General features: G+C 28.0%; 16 protein-coding genes and 1 riboswitch. Of the genes, 8 read left to right on the plus strand and 8 right to left on the minus strand.

All coding sequences use genetic code 11. The features are described 5' to 3' along the window. Positions 1 to 151: 151 nt before the first annotated feature. Genes GBG18_RS13375 through GBG18_RS13385 form a run of 3 tightly spaced genes read right to left on the minus strand, consistent with a single transcriptional unit; the run spans position 152 to position 2,747 of the window. Entirely contained in the window at positions 152 to 1,900 is a 1,749-nt protein-coding gene (locus GBG18_RS13375) for an FAD-dependent oxidoreductase (protein WP_152191835.1), read from the minus strand. Next, positions 1,900 to 2,535, minus strand: coding sequence for a ferric reductase-like transmembrane domain-containing protein (locus GBG18_RS13380; RefSeq protein ID WP_193311154.1), 636 nt, complete (start codon positions 2,533 to 2,535; stop codon positions 1,900 to 1,902). Before GBG18_RS13380 ends, GBG18_RS13375 begins: the two co-directional genes overlap by 1 nt. Before the next feature lie 2 nt (positions 2,536 to 2,537). Continuing rightward, entirely contained in the window at positions 2,538 to 2,747 is a 210-nt protein-coding gene (locus GBG18_RS13385) for a 4Fe-4S dicluster domain-containing protein (RefSeq protein ID WP_152191839.1), read from the minus strand. A gap of 185 nt (positions 2,748 to 2,932) precedes the next feature. On the opposite strand from GBG18_RS13385, the gene GBG18_RS13390 reads away from it, so the two are divergent. Continuing rightward, complete coding sequence (locus GBG18_RS13390; protein WP_152191840.1) at positions 2,933 to 4,354, plus strand: SDR family oxidoreductase; 1,422 nt, start codon at positions 2,933 to 2,935, stop codon at positions 4,352 to 4,354. Positions 4,355 to 4,370: 16 nt separating this feature from the next. Here GBG18_RS13390 and GBG18_RS13395 read toward each other — a convergent pair whose 3' ends face one another. Genes GBG18_RS13395 through GBG18_RS13405 form a run of 3 tightly spaced genes read right to left on the minus strand, consistent with a single transcriptional unit; the run spans position 4,371 to position 6,833 of the window. Next, positions 4,371 to 5,564: an ArsS family sensor histidine kinase gene (locus GBG18_RS13395; RefSeq protein ID WP_152191842.1), complete on the minus strand. Its 1,194-nt coding sequence runs from the start codon at positions 5,562 to 5,564 to the stop codon at positions 4,371 to 4,373. Further along, positions 5,561 to 6,226, minus strand: coding sequence for a response regulator transcription factor (locus GBG18_RS13400; RefSeq protein WP_152191844.1), 666 nt, complete (start codon positions 6,224 to 6,226; stop codon positions 5,561 to 5,563). Before GBG18_RS13400 ends, GBG18_RS13395 begins: the two co-directional genes overlap by 4 nt. A 28-nt stretch (positions 6,227 to 6,254) precedes the next feature. Further along, a complete protein-coding gene (locus GBG18_RS13405) occupies positions 6,255 to 6,833 on the minus strand; it encodes a hypothetical protein (RefSeq protein WP_152191846.1) in 579 nt (192 codons plus the stop codon). A gap of 206 nt (positions 6,834 to 7,039) precedes the next feature. On the opposite strand from GBG18_RS13405, the gene GBG18_RS13410 reads away from it, so the two are divergent. The 5 genes from GBG18_RS13410 (at position 7,040) to GBG18_RS13430 (ending at position 12,367) form a co-directional block, all read left to right on the plus strand. Further along, positions 7,040 to 8,482: an alanine/glycine:cation symporter family protein gene (locus GBG18_RS13410; protein ID WP_152191847.1), complete on the plus strand. Its 1,443-nt coding sequence runs from the start codon at positions 7,040 to 7,042 to the stop codon at positions 8,480 to 8,482. Between the two features lie 89 nt (positions 8,483 to 8,571). Then, on the plus strand, positions 8,572 to 9,699 hold the full coding sequence (locus GBG18_RS13415) for a sensor histidine kinase (RefSeq protein WP_152191849.1): 1,128 nt from the start codon (positions 8,572 to 8,574) through the stop codon (positions 9,697 to 9,699). A gap of 14 nt (positions 9,700 to 9,713) precedes the next feature. Next, positions 9,714 to 10,403 (plus strand): response regulator transcription factor, encoded by a 690-nt coding sequence (locus GBG18_RS13420; RefSeq protein ID WP_152191851.1) that lies wholly within the window; start codon positions 9,714 to 9,716, stop codon positions 10,401 to 10,403. A gap of 61 nt (positions 10,404 to 10,464) precedes the next feature. Next, positions 10,465 to 11,862: an aspartate ammonia-lyase gene (aspA, locus tag GBG18_RS13425; RefSeq protein WP_152191853.1), complete on the plus strand. Its 1,398-nt coding sequence runs from the start codon at positions 10,465 to 10,467 to the stop codon at positions 11,860 to 11,862. Between the two features lie 10 nt (positions 11,863 to 11,872). After that, the gene (locus GBG18_RS13430) at positions 11,873 to 12,367 is read left to right on the plus strand and encodes an asparaginase domain-containing protein (RefSeq protein WP_152191855.1); all 495 of its coding nucleotides are present in this window, start codon (positions 11,873 to 11,875) and stop codon (positions 12,365 to 12,367) included. A 28-nt stretch (positions 12,368 to 12,395) separates the two neighbouring features. Here GBG18_RS13430 and GBG18_RS13435 read toward each other — a convergent pair whose 3' ends face one another. Further along, a complete protein-coding gene (locus GBG18_RS13435; protein ID WP_152191857.1) occupies positions 12,396 to 12,800 on the minus strand; it encodes a BLUF domain-containing protein in 405 nt (134 codons plus the stop codon). Between the two features lie 18 nt (positions 12,801 to 12,818). Further along, positions 12,819 to 13,328 (minus strand): ferritin, encoded by a 510-nt coding sequence (locus GBG18_RS13440; protein WP_152191859.1) that lies wholly within the window; start codon positions 13,326 to 13,328, stop codon positions 12,819 to 12,821. Between the two features lie 147 nt (positions 13,329 to 13,475). On the opposite strand from GBG18_RS13440, the gene GBG18_RS13445 reads away from it, so the two are divergent. Together GBG18_RS13445 and GBG18_RS13450 are read left to right on the plus strand one after the other, a co-directional pair. After that, positions 13,476 to 14,396: a manganese-dependent inorganic pyrophosphatase gene (locus GBG18_RS13445; protein WP_152191860.1), complete on the plus strand. Its 921-nt coding sequence runs from the start codon at positions 13,476 to 13,478 to the stop codon at positions 14,394 to 14,396. An 81-nt stretch (positions 14,397 to 14,477) separates the two neighbouring features. Next, a riboswitch (cobalamin riboswitch) is annotated at positions 14,478 to 14,684 on the plus strand. Positions 14,685 to 14,797: 113 nt separating this feature from the next. Then, positions 14,798 to 17,714: cobaltochelatase subunit CobN (locus GBG18_RS13450; RefSeq protein WP_193311155.1), on the plus strand; the 2,917-nt coding region annotated here is incomplete at its 3' end.

The following is a 17,714-nucleotide window of genomic DNA, read 5'->3' on the forward strand; positions in this document are numbered from 1 at the left end:
AAACAACTATTGTTGTTACAAATAAACAAGATGCTATAAGTATTTTTTTATTAATATTCATTTTTTTATCCTTTATTTTTATATGTAAATTTTAGCAATTCAAGTTAAATAAGTTTTAAACATAAATTAAATGTAAGTAAATAGATAAAATTTATGCTTTTGCCCACGTTCCAAAGGCTTGTTTTTCAAACTTCATTTTCCCTTTTTTACTTTTATAGATATTTATCCATGCTTGCCAGTTTTTATTATCAAGCTTTGGATAATCTAATCTGAAATGACTACAACGACTCTCTTTTCTCATTAAAGAGGCTTTTAATTTCATTTCAGCGCTTATAATCATATTTTTTGTTTCATGAGCAAGTCTTAATTCATGCATATCTTTTGCTTTTAGATTTGGAATATGTGTATCTTTTAACTCTTCTACATAAGCTAAAGCACCTTTTAACATAGTCTCTTTTTTGATATATAATACAAAATTTGGAATCATTATCCCTTGTAAAGTTTGTGTTACCCACGCAGGAGAATATCCTGCTTCTTTATTTAATGGAGCTAATATCTCTTTTTTAATTTTTGCTATTTTTTTATTTGTTATTATTGGCATTACTGCTTTTTTTGAATATTTAGATGCGGCTTCTCCTGCAATAGCTCCTTGAACAGCTGAACCAGCTAATGATGAACCAATTTGAGTATAAATCCCACCTGACATATATGAACCTAAAGCATCGCCTGCTGCATAAAGTCCTTTTATTGTTGATTCACAATATTCATTTATAGGAACTAGTCCTTCAGATTTATGAATAGCAAGACCTGCACTTGAACCTCCTACTGGGTCTGAACTCATTCCTGGAGGTCTTCCACCATTATCTTCACCATCTCTAGGTGGGGGAGGTCCTTTTCTATCTTTTTCATTCATTGCGAATTCTTCTGGTGTATATGGTCCACCTTCAATTTCTTTTTGCATATTAGATGGCATTCCAGGAGGTCCCATTTTTATACTATTACCACTAGCATATGCTTTATAATTCATATCAACACCTAAGTGATGATTAACTTGTATTTTTGTTGTTTCAGGAGTTCTTTCAAACATTCCATGCCAATTTCCAAAAGAATCAGCTGAATCTTTTGCACTTCCTGGATGTCCATCATTCCACTCTTTGCCTGTGACTTTTGCTCCAATATCATAAGCCATAATAGTTCCATCATGAGTTAAATCACAAATTGGAAAACCATTTGGTTTAAAGCCTCCCGCACCTGTACATAAGATTACAGATTTTGCTTTAAAGATATATATTTCTTCATCATCTAAATTAAATCCAGCAGCACCTGCAATTTTTCCATCTTCTTTTATTAAATGAGTTATCATAGTTCGCTCAATTATTGATATATTTCTTTCTTTCATTGGTTTCATAAAAGCGTTATAACATAAAGCAGAATCAAAAAAGCCCCATGATTTCAACTCTTCAACTCTAGCTTTTGAATGAGTTGCAAGTTGTCTTGTATAGGCTTTATTACTTGAACCTAGTGCTGATCTTGATACTTTATCTGCAAATTCATCAATACTTAATTCTTCATTTTTTTCATCGTAAGAAAAGATACCCTTTGCAAAAGGTGTTTGTCCAGAAGTTCCAAGTCTTCCTTTTGAAACCATCATAACTTTTGAACCTGCATCATGAGCTTTTACAGATGCGAAAAGTCCTGCCATTCCTCCGCCAATTACAAGTACATCAACTTCATTTTGTGTTTGTTTAATATCTTTTGTATTAACTTCACTAATATTTTCAGCCCAGCCTTGTGATAGACCTAATCCTGTTAGGGATGCAGCAGTTGCTAAAGAAGCAGAAAGACTTAAAAAATCTCTTCTTGATACTTTTTCTTCATTTGTATTTATATTCTCATTCATTACTTTGCTCCTCTTACGTTTTTAAATATGTAAGTTTTAATAATTAAAATAGTTGATATTAGTGTTAAAAGAATAATCAACACACTCATAGCTAAATCTATATGTCTTCCTGTTTCAATAACATGCCAAGAAGCAAAGATAATAAATATTAAAGATAATACACCATGAAAGACTTTCCATGCTTTATATGAGATATTTAATCTGTTTCTAAACATTGATGTAAATCCTAAACTTAGCATTAATCCCCATGCTATAAGTCCTAAAATTACGCCTAAGTTATCAAAAGTTGTAATCATTTTTATAAAGGATTCAAAAGGTGATACTCCTACTTCAAAAAATCTAGGAAGAACTACTAAAGCTGGATGAATAATAAGTATAGGTAAAACTATATATCCTATAAGTTTATGCACCTTTACAACTTTTGCATAATTAAATATCTCTTTTATAGTTGTATTTGTTTTTGATAGTAAAAATTGTCCAAATAAAATAAAAAAAGATAGTATTGTTATAATTGAAAGAGTGTTTTTCAATATACTTCTTGATGGTGTATCTCCTAAAACAAAAAATAAAAATGGTAAAGCTATAAAAACAGTAATTGATAAAAAGATATATAAAATTTTAATATTTTTACTCATAATTATCTCCATGAAACAATTACTGGAATTGATTTTTCAGGTGTGATTGTTATAGCATCAACTGGACAATAAAGTCTACATAAATGACATATTTGGCAATCTTCAACATATTTTATTATTGCTTTATCTTTTTCCATTCTTATTACATCTGTTGGACAAACTTTTACACAAGTTTCACATCCAATGCATCCACTTATATTTGATATTGCCATAAGTAACTCCTTGCTTTGTTATGTGAAAATTATATAAGAACGCTTTAAATAGGGATTTAATTAAAAGTAAACAAAAGTAAATATGATATGCTTTATAATGAAAAAGAAGATTAACCTTATATATTTTCTATACTAAAAGCTTAAGTAAAACGATAAACTAAGGGTATAAATTTAAAGGCTATATTATGAAAGTTTTATTAACAGGTTCTACAGGATATATAGGAAGAAGATTAAAAGAGAAGCTTTTAGAAAAAGAAGATGTAAGTTTACGATTATTTACAAGAAATAAAAAGTCTTTTTCTTCAAAAACTATCAATAGTCTTGAAGTAGTTGAGGGTGATAGTTTTGATAAAGATTCTTTGAGAGAGGCTTTAAAAGATATAGATGTTGCTTACTATTTAATTCACTCTTTAAGTAGTGAAAATTACAAAGACCTAGATAAAATCTCAGCTCAAAACTTTTTAGATATTGCAAATGAGTGTGGGGTGAAAAGAATAATATACTTAGGTGGCTTAGGTGTAAAAAATAATGATACAAGTGAGCACTTATTAAGTAGAATTGAAACAGGGGAGATATTATCTTCAAATAAAAATGTTCAAAATATTTGGATTAGAGCAGGGGTTATAATAGGTTCTGGAAGTACAAGTTTTGAGATAATTAGAAACTTAACAGAAAAACTTCCAATAATGACAACGCCAAAATGGGTTGAAACAAAAGCTCAGCCTATTGCTGTTGAAGATGTAATTAATTACTTAGTAGACTCACTATATTTAAAACAGAGTGAAAACTTAGTTATTGATATAGGTTCACAACAGTTAAAATATAAAGATATGATGCTTCAAACAGCGCAAGCTTTAGGACTTAAAAGAATAATTATTCCACTTCCTTTTTTATCTATAAATATTTCATCTTATTGGTTAAATCTCTTTACACCTGTTCCTTTTACAGTTGCAAAAGCTTTGATTGAAGGTTTAAAATCAGAAGTGGTAATTCAAAATGACAATGCAAAAAAATATTTTCCAAATATCAAACCTTTAGATTTTATAAGTGCTGTTAAAAAAGCAGTTGAAGAGATTGAAACAAATCAGGTTATAAGCAGATGGTCTGATAATTCAGGAAAAATTTGGGATAGAAATCATAGTAAAGAGATTGCAGATGCAATATTTTTTGATAGAAAAGAAAAAGATATAAGCACTTTATCAAAAGAGAGTATTTATAAAGCATTTACTTCAATTGGTGGAGAAAACGGCTGGTTTGATTATGATTTTTTATGGGAAACAAGAGGCTTTATAGATAAAATGATTGGTGGAGTTGGTTTAAAAAGAGGAAGAAGAGATCCTAATAAACTTAGAATTGGTGAGAGTTTAGACTTTTGGAAAGTTATTGATGTAAAAGAGAATGAAAGACTTTTACTATATGCTCAAATGAAAGTTCCAGGCAATGCATGGTTGGAGTTTAAAATAGAAGATAATAAACTTATCCAATCTGCATATTTTTATCCAAAAGGAGTTTTAGGAAGATTATATTGGTATACTTTAATTCCTATTCACTACTTTGTTTTTAATAATATGATTAATAGTATTATTAAAAAAGCTAGAAGTAAATAGTATTTATTTTCTATTCTTATAGTGCAATTTTAAAAATATTATGTTCATCTAAATATTCATAAGATAGCTTCATCTTATGCATTTTTAGAATTTCATGAACAATATACAAACCTAAGCCCATTCCATGATTTTTACTTTCTGTTTCATTATGATATGCGTTAAAATACTCATTTAGTGGTTTTTTAAGTTTATCACCTTTTGATATAATAAGAAGTTCATTTTCATTCTCTTGTATTCTTACTTTTTTATCTTTTGAATACTTTATTCCGTTATCAAGTAAGTTTTTAATTGCTAATGCAAAAAGTTCTAAATCCACTTTTATAGTTTTTTTTGAAATATTTTCGTAATCTATTTTATTTTTTGGAATATCTAACATCATCATATCAACAGCTTTTTCAACTGTTAAATCAAGATGGTTTTTATATTTATTTATATTATAGTTTTTTGAAACTATCTCTTCAATTTTTGAGAAGTCATTAATAAGCAAGTTTAATTTATCAAAGATTAGAACCATCCTATCTTTTTGTTTATCATCATCAATAAGTTCACTTACAATTCTTCCCTTAGCTATTGGAGTTTTTAGTTCATGCATTACTGTTCTTAAGAAAAGTTGTCTAGAGTTTAGAAGTAAAGATATTTTTTTTGCTGCATTATCAAACTCATTTGCAACTTCAGCTATCTCATCTTTTTTATCACTTTTACAATTTATATTTAACTTTCCATTTGAAAAGTCTTGAATCTCTTCTTTTAATAACTTCAAAGGTCTAAGTGCTTTTATAATCCATAAAAAACTTAAAACGAATATTATAAAGATAATTCCTAATATTAGAAATCCATAATATCCTAAAGGATATTTATCTAAATCTTTTGCCAATATTCTAAATCCAGGCCCATGAATAAATAAATAAAAACTATCTTCATTTTTAAATATCTCAAAGCCAGGACCAGAACCTATTGCTTTTGACTCTCTTGTTAAACTCTCACCATCTTCTATAAACTGGAAATTTAGCTTTTCTATATATTCTATTATTTCATTAGGTGCTAATCTATTTTCATGAGAGTGTTTAGTGATTTTTTTATAGTTTTCACTTAATCTTGTATTTAATAGATTCTCTTCATAATAGTAATTCCCAATAAATACTGTAATAAAAAGTATTATAGATACTATAAAAACAAATACAATTTTTGTGATTAAGGAGTTGAAATTCATTGTGTTAATTTGTATCCTAATCCTCTAACTGAGTGAATATATTGTGATTTTCTTGGGTTATCATTTAACTTAGTTCGAAGTCTTCCTATAATTACATCTAGGCTTTTACTATAACTATCAGTTAAACTTTCACATTTACTTACTATCTCTTCTCTTGATACAATACCATCTTTTTTACTAATAAGTGCACTTAGCACTTCATATTCAGCTTGTGTAAGGTTTAGAGCTTCTTTATTAAATAAAATTTGCATTTTTGATTCTTCATGTATAAATAGTGAACTTTTTTCTTCAACTTTTAAGCCTCTTTTAGACCTTCTTAAAAGACTTTGAATTACAGCATACATCTCTTTTGGATCGTAAGGTTTAGGAAGATAATAATCTGCTCCTATTTGAAGCCCCATTATTTTATCTGTAACATCTCCTCTAGCACTAGAGATTATAATTGGTATATCATAACTTTTAGAAATCTTTTCACAAACTTCTAAGCCATCCATTCCAGGCAGTGTTAAATCTAAAATTAAAATATCAAAGTTTGATATTCCAATACTAAGACCCAAAAATGGGTCTTCATAATTTGTAATTTTCATATTATATTTTGCTAGGTATTCTCCTAAAAATTCCGAAAATTCAGGATCATCTTCTATCATTAAAATATTTATCATAATTTATATCCTAGCCTTGATTTAAAATTTAACCGTAAAAAGATACAGATTTATAGTTATTTGTATCACTTAATATTTGACTAAGTGCTGTTTTTAATAAATTGTTTGTCTCTTCAGCTGTATAGTCTGCATCTTCATTAGAATATTTATCTAGTAAGTCCATTACCTCAGTCTTACTTTCATCGTTTAAATTTAAGATTCTACTTGTGTAATCCATAATATCATCAAATGAAGTACTTGTTGATTCTTCATCTTCTTCGGTATTTAACAGTGTATCAAGTAGTGAAGAAATTGAATCTGTTTCTTCTGCAGGTGGAGGAGGTGGCATTCCACCACCTGATTTGCCACCAGCTAAATCTCCAATTTCACGAGCATCGAAACCTGCTTCTTCCATTGCACTTGCTAGTTCTGCTGATGGTTCTATTCCCGCATTTTCAAATGCTGCTACAATACTTTGGGCATCACTTTGACTTAAATTACTTGCATCATAGTCTTCTAAAACAGATGAAATTGTTTCTAATTGAGAACTACTTAAACTATTAGTACTAGAACTTTGAGTTGACTGTTGAAGCATTGCCATTTGACTTGAATCTACACCACTTATCATTTTAAATCCTTTATTTAATTTATATAAATATATTTTATATCATTTCTTTAAATGTAGTTTTAATATAAAGTAAATAAAAGTAAACGAACTCTTTATATGGAATAAATTCTAACACTATTTATATTTGAAATATATTATATATTCTAGTAAAGACACTAATAGCCCTCTTGCATATGCTAAACTTTTTTCAAATTCAAGGAGCAAAAATGTTAGCTGAAATTAATTCATTTTTAAATGATCTTATTTGGGGAAATATTTTAATTTATTTACTTCCTGCTTTAGGTGTATTTTTTACACTTAGTTCAAGGTTTGTACAATTTAGATATTTCTTTAAAATGTTCAATATTCTAAGAGATACTTCACATAAGAAAGATGGGCATATTAGTTCTTTCCAAGCTTTAATGTTAAGTATTGCAGGTCGTGTAGGTGGTGGAAATATTGCAGGTGTTGCAGTTGCTATTACATTAGGAGGTCCAGGAGCAGTTTTTTGGATGTGGATTATTGGTTTAATTGGTATGAGTACTAGTTTCTTTGAGTGTTCTTTAGCACAATTGTATAAAGAAAAAGATGGTCAAGATTCAGGTGTATATAGAGGTGGACCTGCTTACTATGCAACTAAAGCTTTAGGACAAAAATGGTTAGGTTTTATTATCTCTATACTATTAATGATAACTTTTGGGTTTGCCTTTAATGCTACACAGTCTTTTATTATTACTACTTCTTTTGAATCTACATTTGATATTCCAACATGGATTACAGCTGTTGTTTTAACAATAATATTTGCATCAGCAGTATTTGGTGGAATTAAAAGAATTACTAAATTCTCTGAAGTTATTGTTCCTGTTATGGCTATGGGTTATTTACTAATTGCATTAGTTGTAATTGGCTTAAATTTTGAAAAAATTCCAGAGCTTATTTCAATGATTGTAAATGAAGCTTTTAATCCATCTTCTGCAATTGGTGGTGGTATTGGTGCTGTTATTTTACAAGGTGCTAAAAGAGGAATGTTTTCAAATGAAGCAGGACTTGGTTCAGCACCAAATGTAGCAGCAGTAGCTTATGTAGCTCATCCAGTTCAACAAGGTATTGTTCAGTCTTTTTCTGTATTTATTGATACAATTATTTTATGTTCTTGTACAGCTTTTATTATTCTTTTATCTGGTGTTTATGTTCCAGGTGCTCAAGGTGTTGAAGGTGTATTATTAACACAAAATGCATTAATTGAGCATATAGGACCTTTTGGTGGATATTTTGTAACTATTGCACTATTTTTATTTGGTTTATCATCAATGTTATATAATTACTATCTTGCTGAAAATAGTTTAAATTTCTTTAGTAAGGCTAACATGCCTTTATTTACAGCATTTAAGCTTTTATGTATCTCTCTTATTATTTGGGGTTCTTTTCAAGATTTAGGTTCTATATTTGCTTTTGCTGATTTATCTATGGGATTATTAGCTGTAATAAACTTAATTGTAATTGCACTTTTATATAAACCTGTATTACAATTAATCAAAGGTTATGATAGACAGTTAGCAGAGGGTAAAAAACCAGTATTGAGATATAACGATTATAATGAGTACAAAATTGATAAAAAAGTTTGGAAAGAGATAGTTGATAATATAAACGATAAAAAATCTAAAAAGTAATAAAAAAACTAGCTGAATAATTTTTAGTCAGCTAGTTTTTACTAAAAATTGGTCAATATATAATGATAAATTTATATAAGGATAAGTTGATGTTTAATAAAGAAGGAATACCTTTTTTTATTATTATAGTCCCTTTTTTAGCTATTTTATTTATTTCATTCTTCTCAACTTCATATTATTTAAAACTTACAAATAGTAGTTTTGAAATTGATACTATAGAGTTTAAACAAGTATATATTTTACAAAATAATTATGATGAAAAAAAATTATCAAAACTTCTACAAGAAAAAAAGAAACTTCATGAAATAAGACAGAATGAATTTAAAGAATTTATGATTGTTTTAACAGTAATAATTTTCGTATTTATGGTACTTTTTTCAATGCTTATGAATACTATTATTCACGATGTAATAAAAAAATATAAAAATAGAGTACAAAATAGAGAAGAGAGACTTGAATCTTTAAATAAAACTTTAGTAACAGAGGTTGAAAAAGGAATTGAAGATGGAAAACAAAAAGATAGAGCAATTCTTCAACAATCAAAATTAGCAAGAATGGGTGAAATGATTGCAATGATTGCACACCAATGGAGACAACCTTTAACTGAAGTTTCTGGAATTTTAATGGAGCTTGAAACTGCAACAAGATTTAAAAAAGTAACAAATGAACATATCTTAAAATCAATTGATAAAAGTGATAAAATGATTGAGTTTATGTCAAATACTATAGATGATTTTAGAAACTTTTATAAGCCAGATAAGAAAAAAGAAGTTTTTGATGTTTTAGCATCTTGCAAAAAAGCAATAAATCTTGTAAATGCTTCTTTAGAAGATAGTTCAATCATCTTAAATCTTGAAGTAAAAAACAATAGCTTTATAAATGGCTATCCTACAGAGTTTGCTCAGGTTATTTTAAATCTAATTTCAAATGCAAAAGATATTTTAGTAGAAAGAAAAATTCAAAACCCAAAAATCACTTTAGTTATAGAATCCTTTGGCAGTTTATGCATTATTAAAGTAAAAGATAATGCAGGAGGATTAGATGAAAAGAATTATGATTTAATCTTTGATCCATATTTTACTACAAAAGAGTCCTCTAAGGGAACAGGTTTAGGTCTTTATATTTCTAAACTTATTATCGAAAAAAATATGGGTGGAGAATTGAGTGTCAAAAATGATGAAAAAGGTGCTGTTTTTAAAATAGTGCTATTAGGGTAAAAATAGGATAAGAAATGGAAAAGATTTTATTAGAAAAATTAAAAGATATTAGTATTTTATGTGTTGAAGATGAAGATGGAATAAGAGAGGTTATTGTTAATACTTTAAAATACTATTTCAAAGATGTATATGAAGCTTGTGATGGAGAAGAGGCATATGATATGTATTTAGAGTATAAACCTAAAATCATACTTAGTGATATTCAAATGAAAAATATGAATGGAGTTGAGTTTGTAAAAAAAGTTAGAAGTACAGATAGGCATACAACTATTATGATGCTTACTGCGCATTCAAATGAAGAGTATTTAATGGAGTTAATAAATCTAAATATAAATCATTTTATCTTAAAACCATTGAACTTAAAAAAACTAAATGAAGCATTATATAAATATATAAATGAAAACTTATTAGATCAAATTGCTTTATCTTCTAATCTTTTTTTAGATTTACATAAAAGAGCACTTCTTTATAATGATAAAGAAGAGATAAGTTTAAGAAAAAGAGAGAAAGATTTCTTACATTTACTGTATGAAAATAAAAACCAAATAGTAAGTTATACTCAAATAGAAGAAGAGCTTTGGCTTGATAAGGAAATGACATCTCATGCTTTAAAATCTTTTATTAAAGATTTAAGAGCTAAACTTCCTATTAACATTATAAAAAATGTGTCACAAGAGGGATATACCTTATTGTTAAAACATTAAAACACACTTTTAGCATACTTTTAAAAAGTATACTTTTAAATATTAAATTAAGAGGGATAATATGGAAGAAGAATATAGAATTGAAAAAGATTTTTTAGGTGAAAAGAAAATTGAAAAAGATGCATATTATGGAATACAAACACTAAGAGCAAAAGAGAATTTTGATATTACTCATACGGATATGTCACTATTTCCTACTTTTATTAAATCATTAGCAAAAGTAAAAAAAGCTTGTGCTTTAACAAACTTTGAGTTAGGTGATTTAAATGATAAACAAAGAGATGCAATTATCCAAGCTTGTAATGAGATAATTGATGGAAAATTTCATGATCAGTTTATTGTAGATCCAATCCAAGGAGGAGCTGGAACTTCAACAAATATGAATGCAAATGAAGTAATAGCAAATAGAGCCTTAGAAATATTAGGTGAAAAAAGAAGTACTTATGATGTTATTCATCCAAATAATCATATAAATATGTCTCAATCAACAAATGATGTTTATCCAACTGCTATTAAGTTAACTTTACATGAATTAATTTATAAATTAAAAGATTCATTACGTTATTTAAGAGATACTTTTAATGAAAAAGCAGTTGAGTTTAAAGATGTATTAAAAATGGGAAGAACACAACTTCAAGATGCTGTTCCTATGACTTTAGGTCAAGAGTTTAAAACTTATGCAGTAATGATTGATGATGATATTTTTAGATTAAGAGAAACTCAGGCTTTACTTAAAGAAGTAAATCTAGGAGCAACAGCAATTGGTACAGGAATTAATACTAAAGCTGCTTATCAAAGAAAAGTAATAAGTAATCTTAGAGAAGTAACAGGTGTTGATTATGTAAGTGCTGGGGATTTAATTGAAGCAACACAAGATACAGGAGCTTTTGTTCATATTTCTGGAATACTAAAAAGAGTTGCTATTAAAATTTCTAAAATATGTAATGACTTAAGACTTTTAAGTTCAGGTCCAAGAGCAGGATTTAATGAAATAAACTTACCAAAAGTACAACCAGGAAGCTCAATAATGCCTGGAAAAGTAAATCCTGTAATCCCAGAAGTTGTAAATCAAGTAGCTTTTGAAGTAATTGGTTCTGATGTTACAATTTCAATGGCTTGTGAGGGAGGACAATTGCAATTAAATGTATTTGAACCAATAGTTGCTTATAAACTATTTACTTCAATTAATATGATGAGAAGATCTTTTTATACATTAGGTGAAAAGTGTATTAAAGGAATTACTGCAAATGAAGAGGTATGTATGGATTATATTTTAAATTCTGTAACTATTGTAACTTCTTTAAATCCGATTTTAGGATATGAGAAATGTTCAGCCCTAGCAAAAGAAGCATTAGCAACAAATAGAAGAGTTTATGATATCGTATTAGAACAAGAGCTATTTACTCAAGATGAATTAGATAAATTATTACATCCTAAAAACATGGTAAATAACTACTAAAAGGAATTTTATGAAAGTTACAATTATAAATACAGGTGGAACATTTAATAAAAGATATAATCCTATAAAAGGTCAACTAGAAGTTCCAAATGATAATATCGCACTTGATAAGATTTTAGCATCTTGTTTTAATGTTGATTATGAAGTTATAAATATTGTTTCAAAAGATAGTTTGGATATGACAGATGTTGATAGAGAATTAATTACAAATAGTGTAAAAAATTCTAAAAATGAAAATATCATTATTATTCATGGAACTGATACAGTTGATTTAACTTCACAATTTTTGAAAAAACAAATTTCTGATAAAAAAATTGTATTTACAGGTGCCATGGTTCCTATGAGTATTGATGAGGTGGAAGCTACAATGAACTTTTCCCAAGCTTTAGGATTTTTAAGTGCAAATATAGAAAATGGAATTTATTTAGCAATGCATGGTGTTGTAGTTGATGCCTCAAAGCTAGTTAAAAATAGAGCAGAGGGTAAGTTTTTAATAGAAGAATAAATAAGGCATTTTGCCTTATTTGTTTGAATTAGTCATAAGCTATAAACTCTTGAATTACTTCTGCTATATCTTCTTTTTTAATATCGAAGTCATCTATGCTTGAAATTTTTCTTATTTTCTCACTTTTTATATCATCAACTATTTTTAGGTTTTTATATCCCATATCCCAAGTTGGAAACATTCTACTTGAAATATCTTCTTCAATTAAATCTATTATACTAGTATGTCTATCATCTTTAAGTATTTTGTTAAATATTTCTTCAACATCTTTTTTCTCACCTTCAAGACATTGAAGAAAAGTTCTTCCTTTTACTATAAGTAAACCTGTTAGGTTTTTTTCTTTATTGTTTTTTCTTGAAGTCTCTAATAGCTCTTCTAATTCACTATCAGGAATTACTCTTGTAGCTGTACTCATATACATAATTCTAAACATTATAGTACTCCTAAATCTTTATACTACTGTTGGGTCAATAAAAGTTCTAGAAGAAAGTTCTTTGTCAATCGTATATAATCCAAAACCATTATCTCCTACAAGTTTAATATGGTCAATAATTTCAGATACTGTAGCTTCTTCTTCAACTTGTTCTGTAACATACCATTGAAGTAAGTTATATGTTGCATGATCTTTGTCTTTCATTGCTGCATCTGATAAGTTGTTTAAGTTTTTAGTCATTGTTTGTTCATGTGCTAAGGATTTTTTAAATACATCTAATAATGATTTATACTCAACTTTTGATGCTTTGATTTCTGGTAGTTTAATATGTACATCTTGGTCTTCAAGATATTTAAAAAACTTCATTCCATGAGAAACTTCTTCTTGATATTGAATTAAAAACCATGATGATGCACCGTTAAAACCCTCTTTTGAACAGTATGCACTCATTCCTAAATAAATATAAGCTGATTGAAACTCTTTATTTAATTGTTCTATTAATGCTTCTTGTAAATTTTTACTAATCATAATGTATCTCCTTTTATTTAATTGTAATTATAACAAAATATAACAATAAGTCCATTATTAGATTAATATTTTTATTTAAAAGTAAATAAACAATAGTTTAGATAAAATGCCTGAAAATTATAAAATATTAAAAATAGGGATATTAAAATGGCAATTTATACATGTGGACATACAACTCCTGATTCAGATTCAATTTGTTCAGCGATTTCATTAGGATATTTATTAAATAAAATTGGACGTGAAGCAATTCCTGCTCGTCAAGGACCTGTTTCTCCTGAGACTCAATTTATTTTAGATAAGTTTGGTTTTGAAGCTCCACTATTAAAAACTCAATTTGCAGGTGAAGAGTTATTTATTACTGATTACTCAGACAAAGGTCAAGCACCAGCAGATATTGACCAAGCAACAGTTGTTGGTATTGTAGATCACCATAAATTAGGTGATATTACTACTTCAACTCCATTAGAGTGTTGGATTAGACCAGTTGGTTGTACAAATACAATTGTAAAAGAGATGTATGATTATCATGGTGTTGAAATTCCAGCAAATATTGCAGGAATCATGTTATGTGCGATTTTATCTGATACGGTAATTTTTAAATCACCTACTTGTACTCCAATTGATATGAAAATTGTTAAAGAGTTAGCAGTAATTGCTGGTATTGAAGATTTTGCAGCTTTAGGAATGGAGATGTTTAAAGTTAAATCAGCAGTTGAGGGAGTTCCAGTTAGAGAACTTATATTAAGAGATTATAAACCTTTTGATATGCATGGAAATGCTGTTGGAATTGGACAATTAGAAGTTATTGATTTGGCTATTTTTGATTCAATTAAAGATGATTTAGAGGCGGATTTAGAAGAGTTAAGAGCAGAAAAAAATCTTCATACAGCATGTTTAATTCTAACTGATATTATGAAAGAAGGTTCAGAAATACTTGTAGCTTCTGTTGATAATTCAACTTTTGAAAATGCCTTTGGCGTTGAATTAGTTGATGGAAAAGTTTGGTTAGACGGTTGTCTTTCTAGAAAAAAACAAATTATTCCTTTCTTAGAACCAGCATTCGCATAAAATATTAAAATAAGTCTTTCTTAGACTTATTTTATCTTCTCTTTTTTCTTAAATAAATTAAGCCCAGAATAGATAGAATCTACTCTTAATAATTAAATTGGTGAATTATAAATATTAATTCACGGGAAATAGGTGTAAATCCTATACTGCCCCCGCAACGGTAATATGTATATAGTAGAATTATCTATTATACTAAAGCTTTAACCACTGTCATTTTGATGGGAAGGGAAGTTTTTAGTTTGTAAAAATACATTAAGTCCGGAGACCGACCTTTTTAATTTTTTCAATGCAAATCAGGCGGGGTGACCTGAAAGAAGACATACTTAATTTTATTACTTATATTAGTTTTTCTACAACCCTAGTTGATTCTTGTATTAATTTATATATTAATAGGAAGTTTCATGTTTTTATTTAAACATTTTTTTATGTTTTGTCTTATGTTTATTTTTACTATAAATATTTTTGCTATAGAAAATAGTAAATCTATTTTTGTTGTTGTGTCAGATAGATCAACACCTAGTTTAAATGCTGGTGCTAATAATTATTTAAAAAATTCAAAAGATAAAATTTCTGTTCGTTCTGTTTCACAAGTTTTAAATATGAGTGATAAAGAACTTCAATCGCAAATAAATAAAGCTGAAGTAGTTTTATATACATCAGTTTTTGGAGATGTAGTTGAAAAACTATTGTCAAAAAATTATAAGAGTGTTAACACTGTAGTTTCTCTTCAAGGGGATAGAAGACTCTTATCTTTAAATAAAGATATTTCAAAAGCAAAATTTACTTCAATTCCAACAAAACTATTATCAAAAGATAAATCACAGAAATCATATTTAGAGTTTTTAAGTAAAAAACAAGAAGAGTTCAAAGAGTATTCATATTATTTGCAAGCAAGAGCTTATTGGGATAATAGGGGAAGTGAGAATATCTCAAATCTATTTTATTTTTTATCAAGTAATACTTTAAATAAAACATTATGGCCAAAGATTTTAGAGTTAAAAAATGTAAGATATTTTTTAAATGCAAATGCTTCAAAAACTTATGATAGTGTTTCTGAATTAAAAAAAGATTTAACAGAAGATAAAAATATTTTGATTATTTTAGATAATGATAGAGCTGATAATTCTAGTGATTGGAAAGTTCATGAAGAAATATATTCACAATCTAATCTTCAAGTTATTTCAATTCTTAGTTCTTGGGGGAACCCAAGTTTTAAAGCAGTTAAGAGTTTAGAGAACTTAACTAATAATTTAAATAAAAAACAAGTATTTTCGATTATCTCTTTACAAGATTTTGTAATAGGTGGAGGAGAGTCTAGAGAAGAAGTAACCAAAAGTTTAGAAAGATTAAATATTCCAGTTTTAAAAGCTCTTAGAGTATTAGATACAAATGCTTTGTCTTATTCTTTATCTTCTCAAGGTTTACCTGTAAACTCTGTTCATTATAGAGTTTCAATGCCTGAACTTCAAGGTATTGGACAAGTTTATATTCTAGCTATGAATAATGACTCTTCAATTGATTCAAAAACTGGTGCTTTAGTTCTTGATTCAAAACTAATGAAAGAAGAAATCAAAAATATAATTAAAAAATCAAAAGCATGGATGAGTTTAAAAACAAAAGAAAATAAAGATAAAAAACTTGCAATTATTTATTATAATCATCCTCCTGGACGTCATAATATTGGAGCAGATAATCTTAATGTTCCTAAATCACTTTTTAAAATTTTACAAGAGCTTCAAAGTAAAGGTTATGATGTTGGGGTTCTTCCAAATAGTAGTGAAGAGTTATTAGACCTTTTACAAGAAAAAGCTGTAAATTTACCAAATGATAAAAAAGTTTTAAAAGAACAAAGTTCAAAAGTTGCAAAAGTTAATTTAGAGGATTATTCTAAGTATTTTAAAACACTTCCTCTTGATATTCAAGCCGAAATGAAATATGGACCACTTTCGGCACTTCATGAAAAAATTGTTAAGTTTTTAAATGATGAAATAAAAGAAGTGAAAAGTTCAAATAAGGCTAACTCTTATAAAGCTATAAAAGATTATATGAATAAAACAATATCAAACTTACATCATGCTTTAGATGGAGTAAGAAGTAAAAGTAGACAAAGATCTATTAATTTATTAGAACAATTAGAAGATGAATATGAGCATATATTAAAACAAAGTATTGAAGAAAAAGAGTTTAACTACAAGAGTTCTACTGCACTAAAAAATGCAATAATCAAAATGGAAATTGAAGGATTAAAAGGTTGGGGTGAAGCACCTGGAGAAGTTATGGTTTGGGAAGATGAACTATTAGTGCCTTCTGTAATTTTTGGAAATATAATCTTAGCTCCACAACCCCCAAGAGGTTGGGAGTTAAATGAGGAGTTACTTCATGCAAATCTATCTTTTCCTCCAACACATCAGTATTTAGCCTTTTATTATTATATGAAACAACAGTTTAAAGCAGATGGTATTATTCATGTTGGACGTCATTCAACTTATGAGTTTTTACCAAGAAAAAGTGTTGGATTAAGCGCTAGTGATTATCCATCCTTAATTATTGAAGGAATACCAAGTATTTACCCATATATTGTTGATGGTGTAGGTGAAGGTATTCAAGCAAAAAGAAGAGGTCAGGCTATTATGATTGACCATTTAACTCCACCACTAGCAACTACAAAACTTTATGATAATTTATTAAAACTAAGACAGTTAATTGAAAGTGCTGAAGCTGCAAGTGATGATAATATTAGAAAAAATGCAATTAACAAAATTAAAACTTCAATTGATAAAATGAATTTACGAGCTGAGTTAGTCGAGAGTATGGATGAAGAACTAAAGGTTCGAGGTATTGGTTTTGATGAAGTTGATGATGAATTTTTACTTCATGAAGTTGGTCATTATCTAACGCATTTACAAGAAGAGTTTATGCCTTTAGGTTTACATACTTTTGGTCAAGACTGGAATAAAAAAGCAATTGATACGATGATTACTTCAATGAGTAAAGAATCCCAAGTTTCAGAAGAAACTAAAGCTAATCTTATTATTTCTCCAAAAAAAGAAATAGATGCTTTATTAAATGCCTTAAATGGTGGATATATAAGTGCAGGAAAAGGTAATGACCCAATTAGAACAGCAGATGCACTTCCAACAGGAAGAAATTTTTATGCATTAGATGGAAGTTTAATTCCTTCAACTATTGGCTATGAGACGGGTTTAAAATTAGCAAAAGAAATTAGAGAAAAGAAAGAAAAAACATCTTCAAAGAAAGAAGCAATAATCCTTTGGGCTTCTGATACAGTAAGAGATGAAGGTACAATGATTGCCTTTT

This window comes from Poseidonibacter ostreae, assembly GCF_009208075.1.
GTDB lineage: Bacteria > Campylobacterota > Campylobacteria > Campylobacterales > Arcobacteraceae > Poseidonibacter > Poseidonibacter ostreae.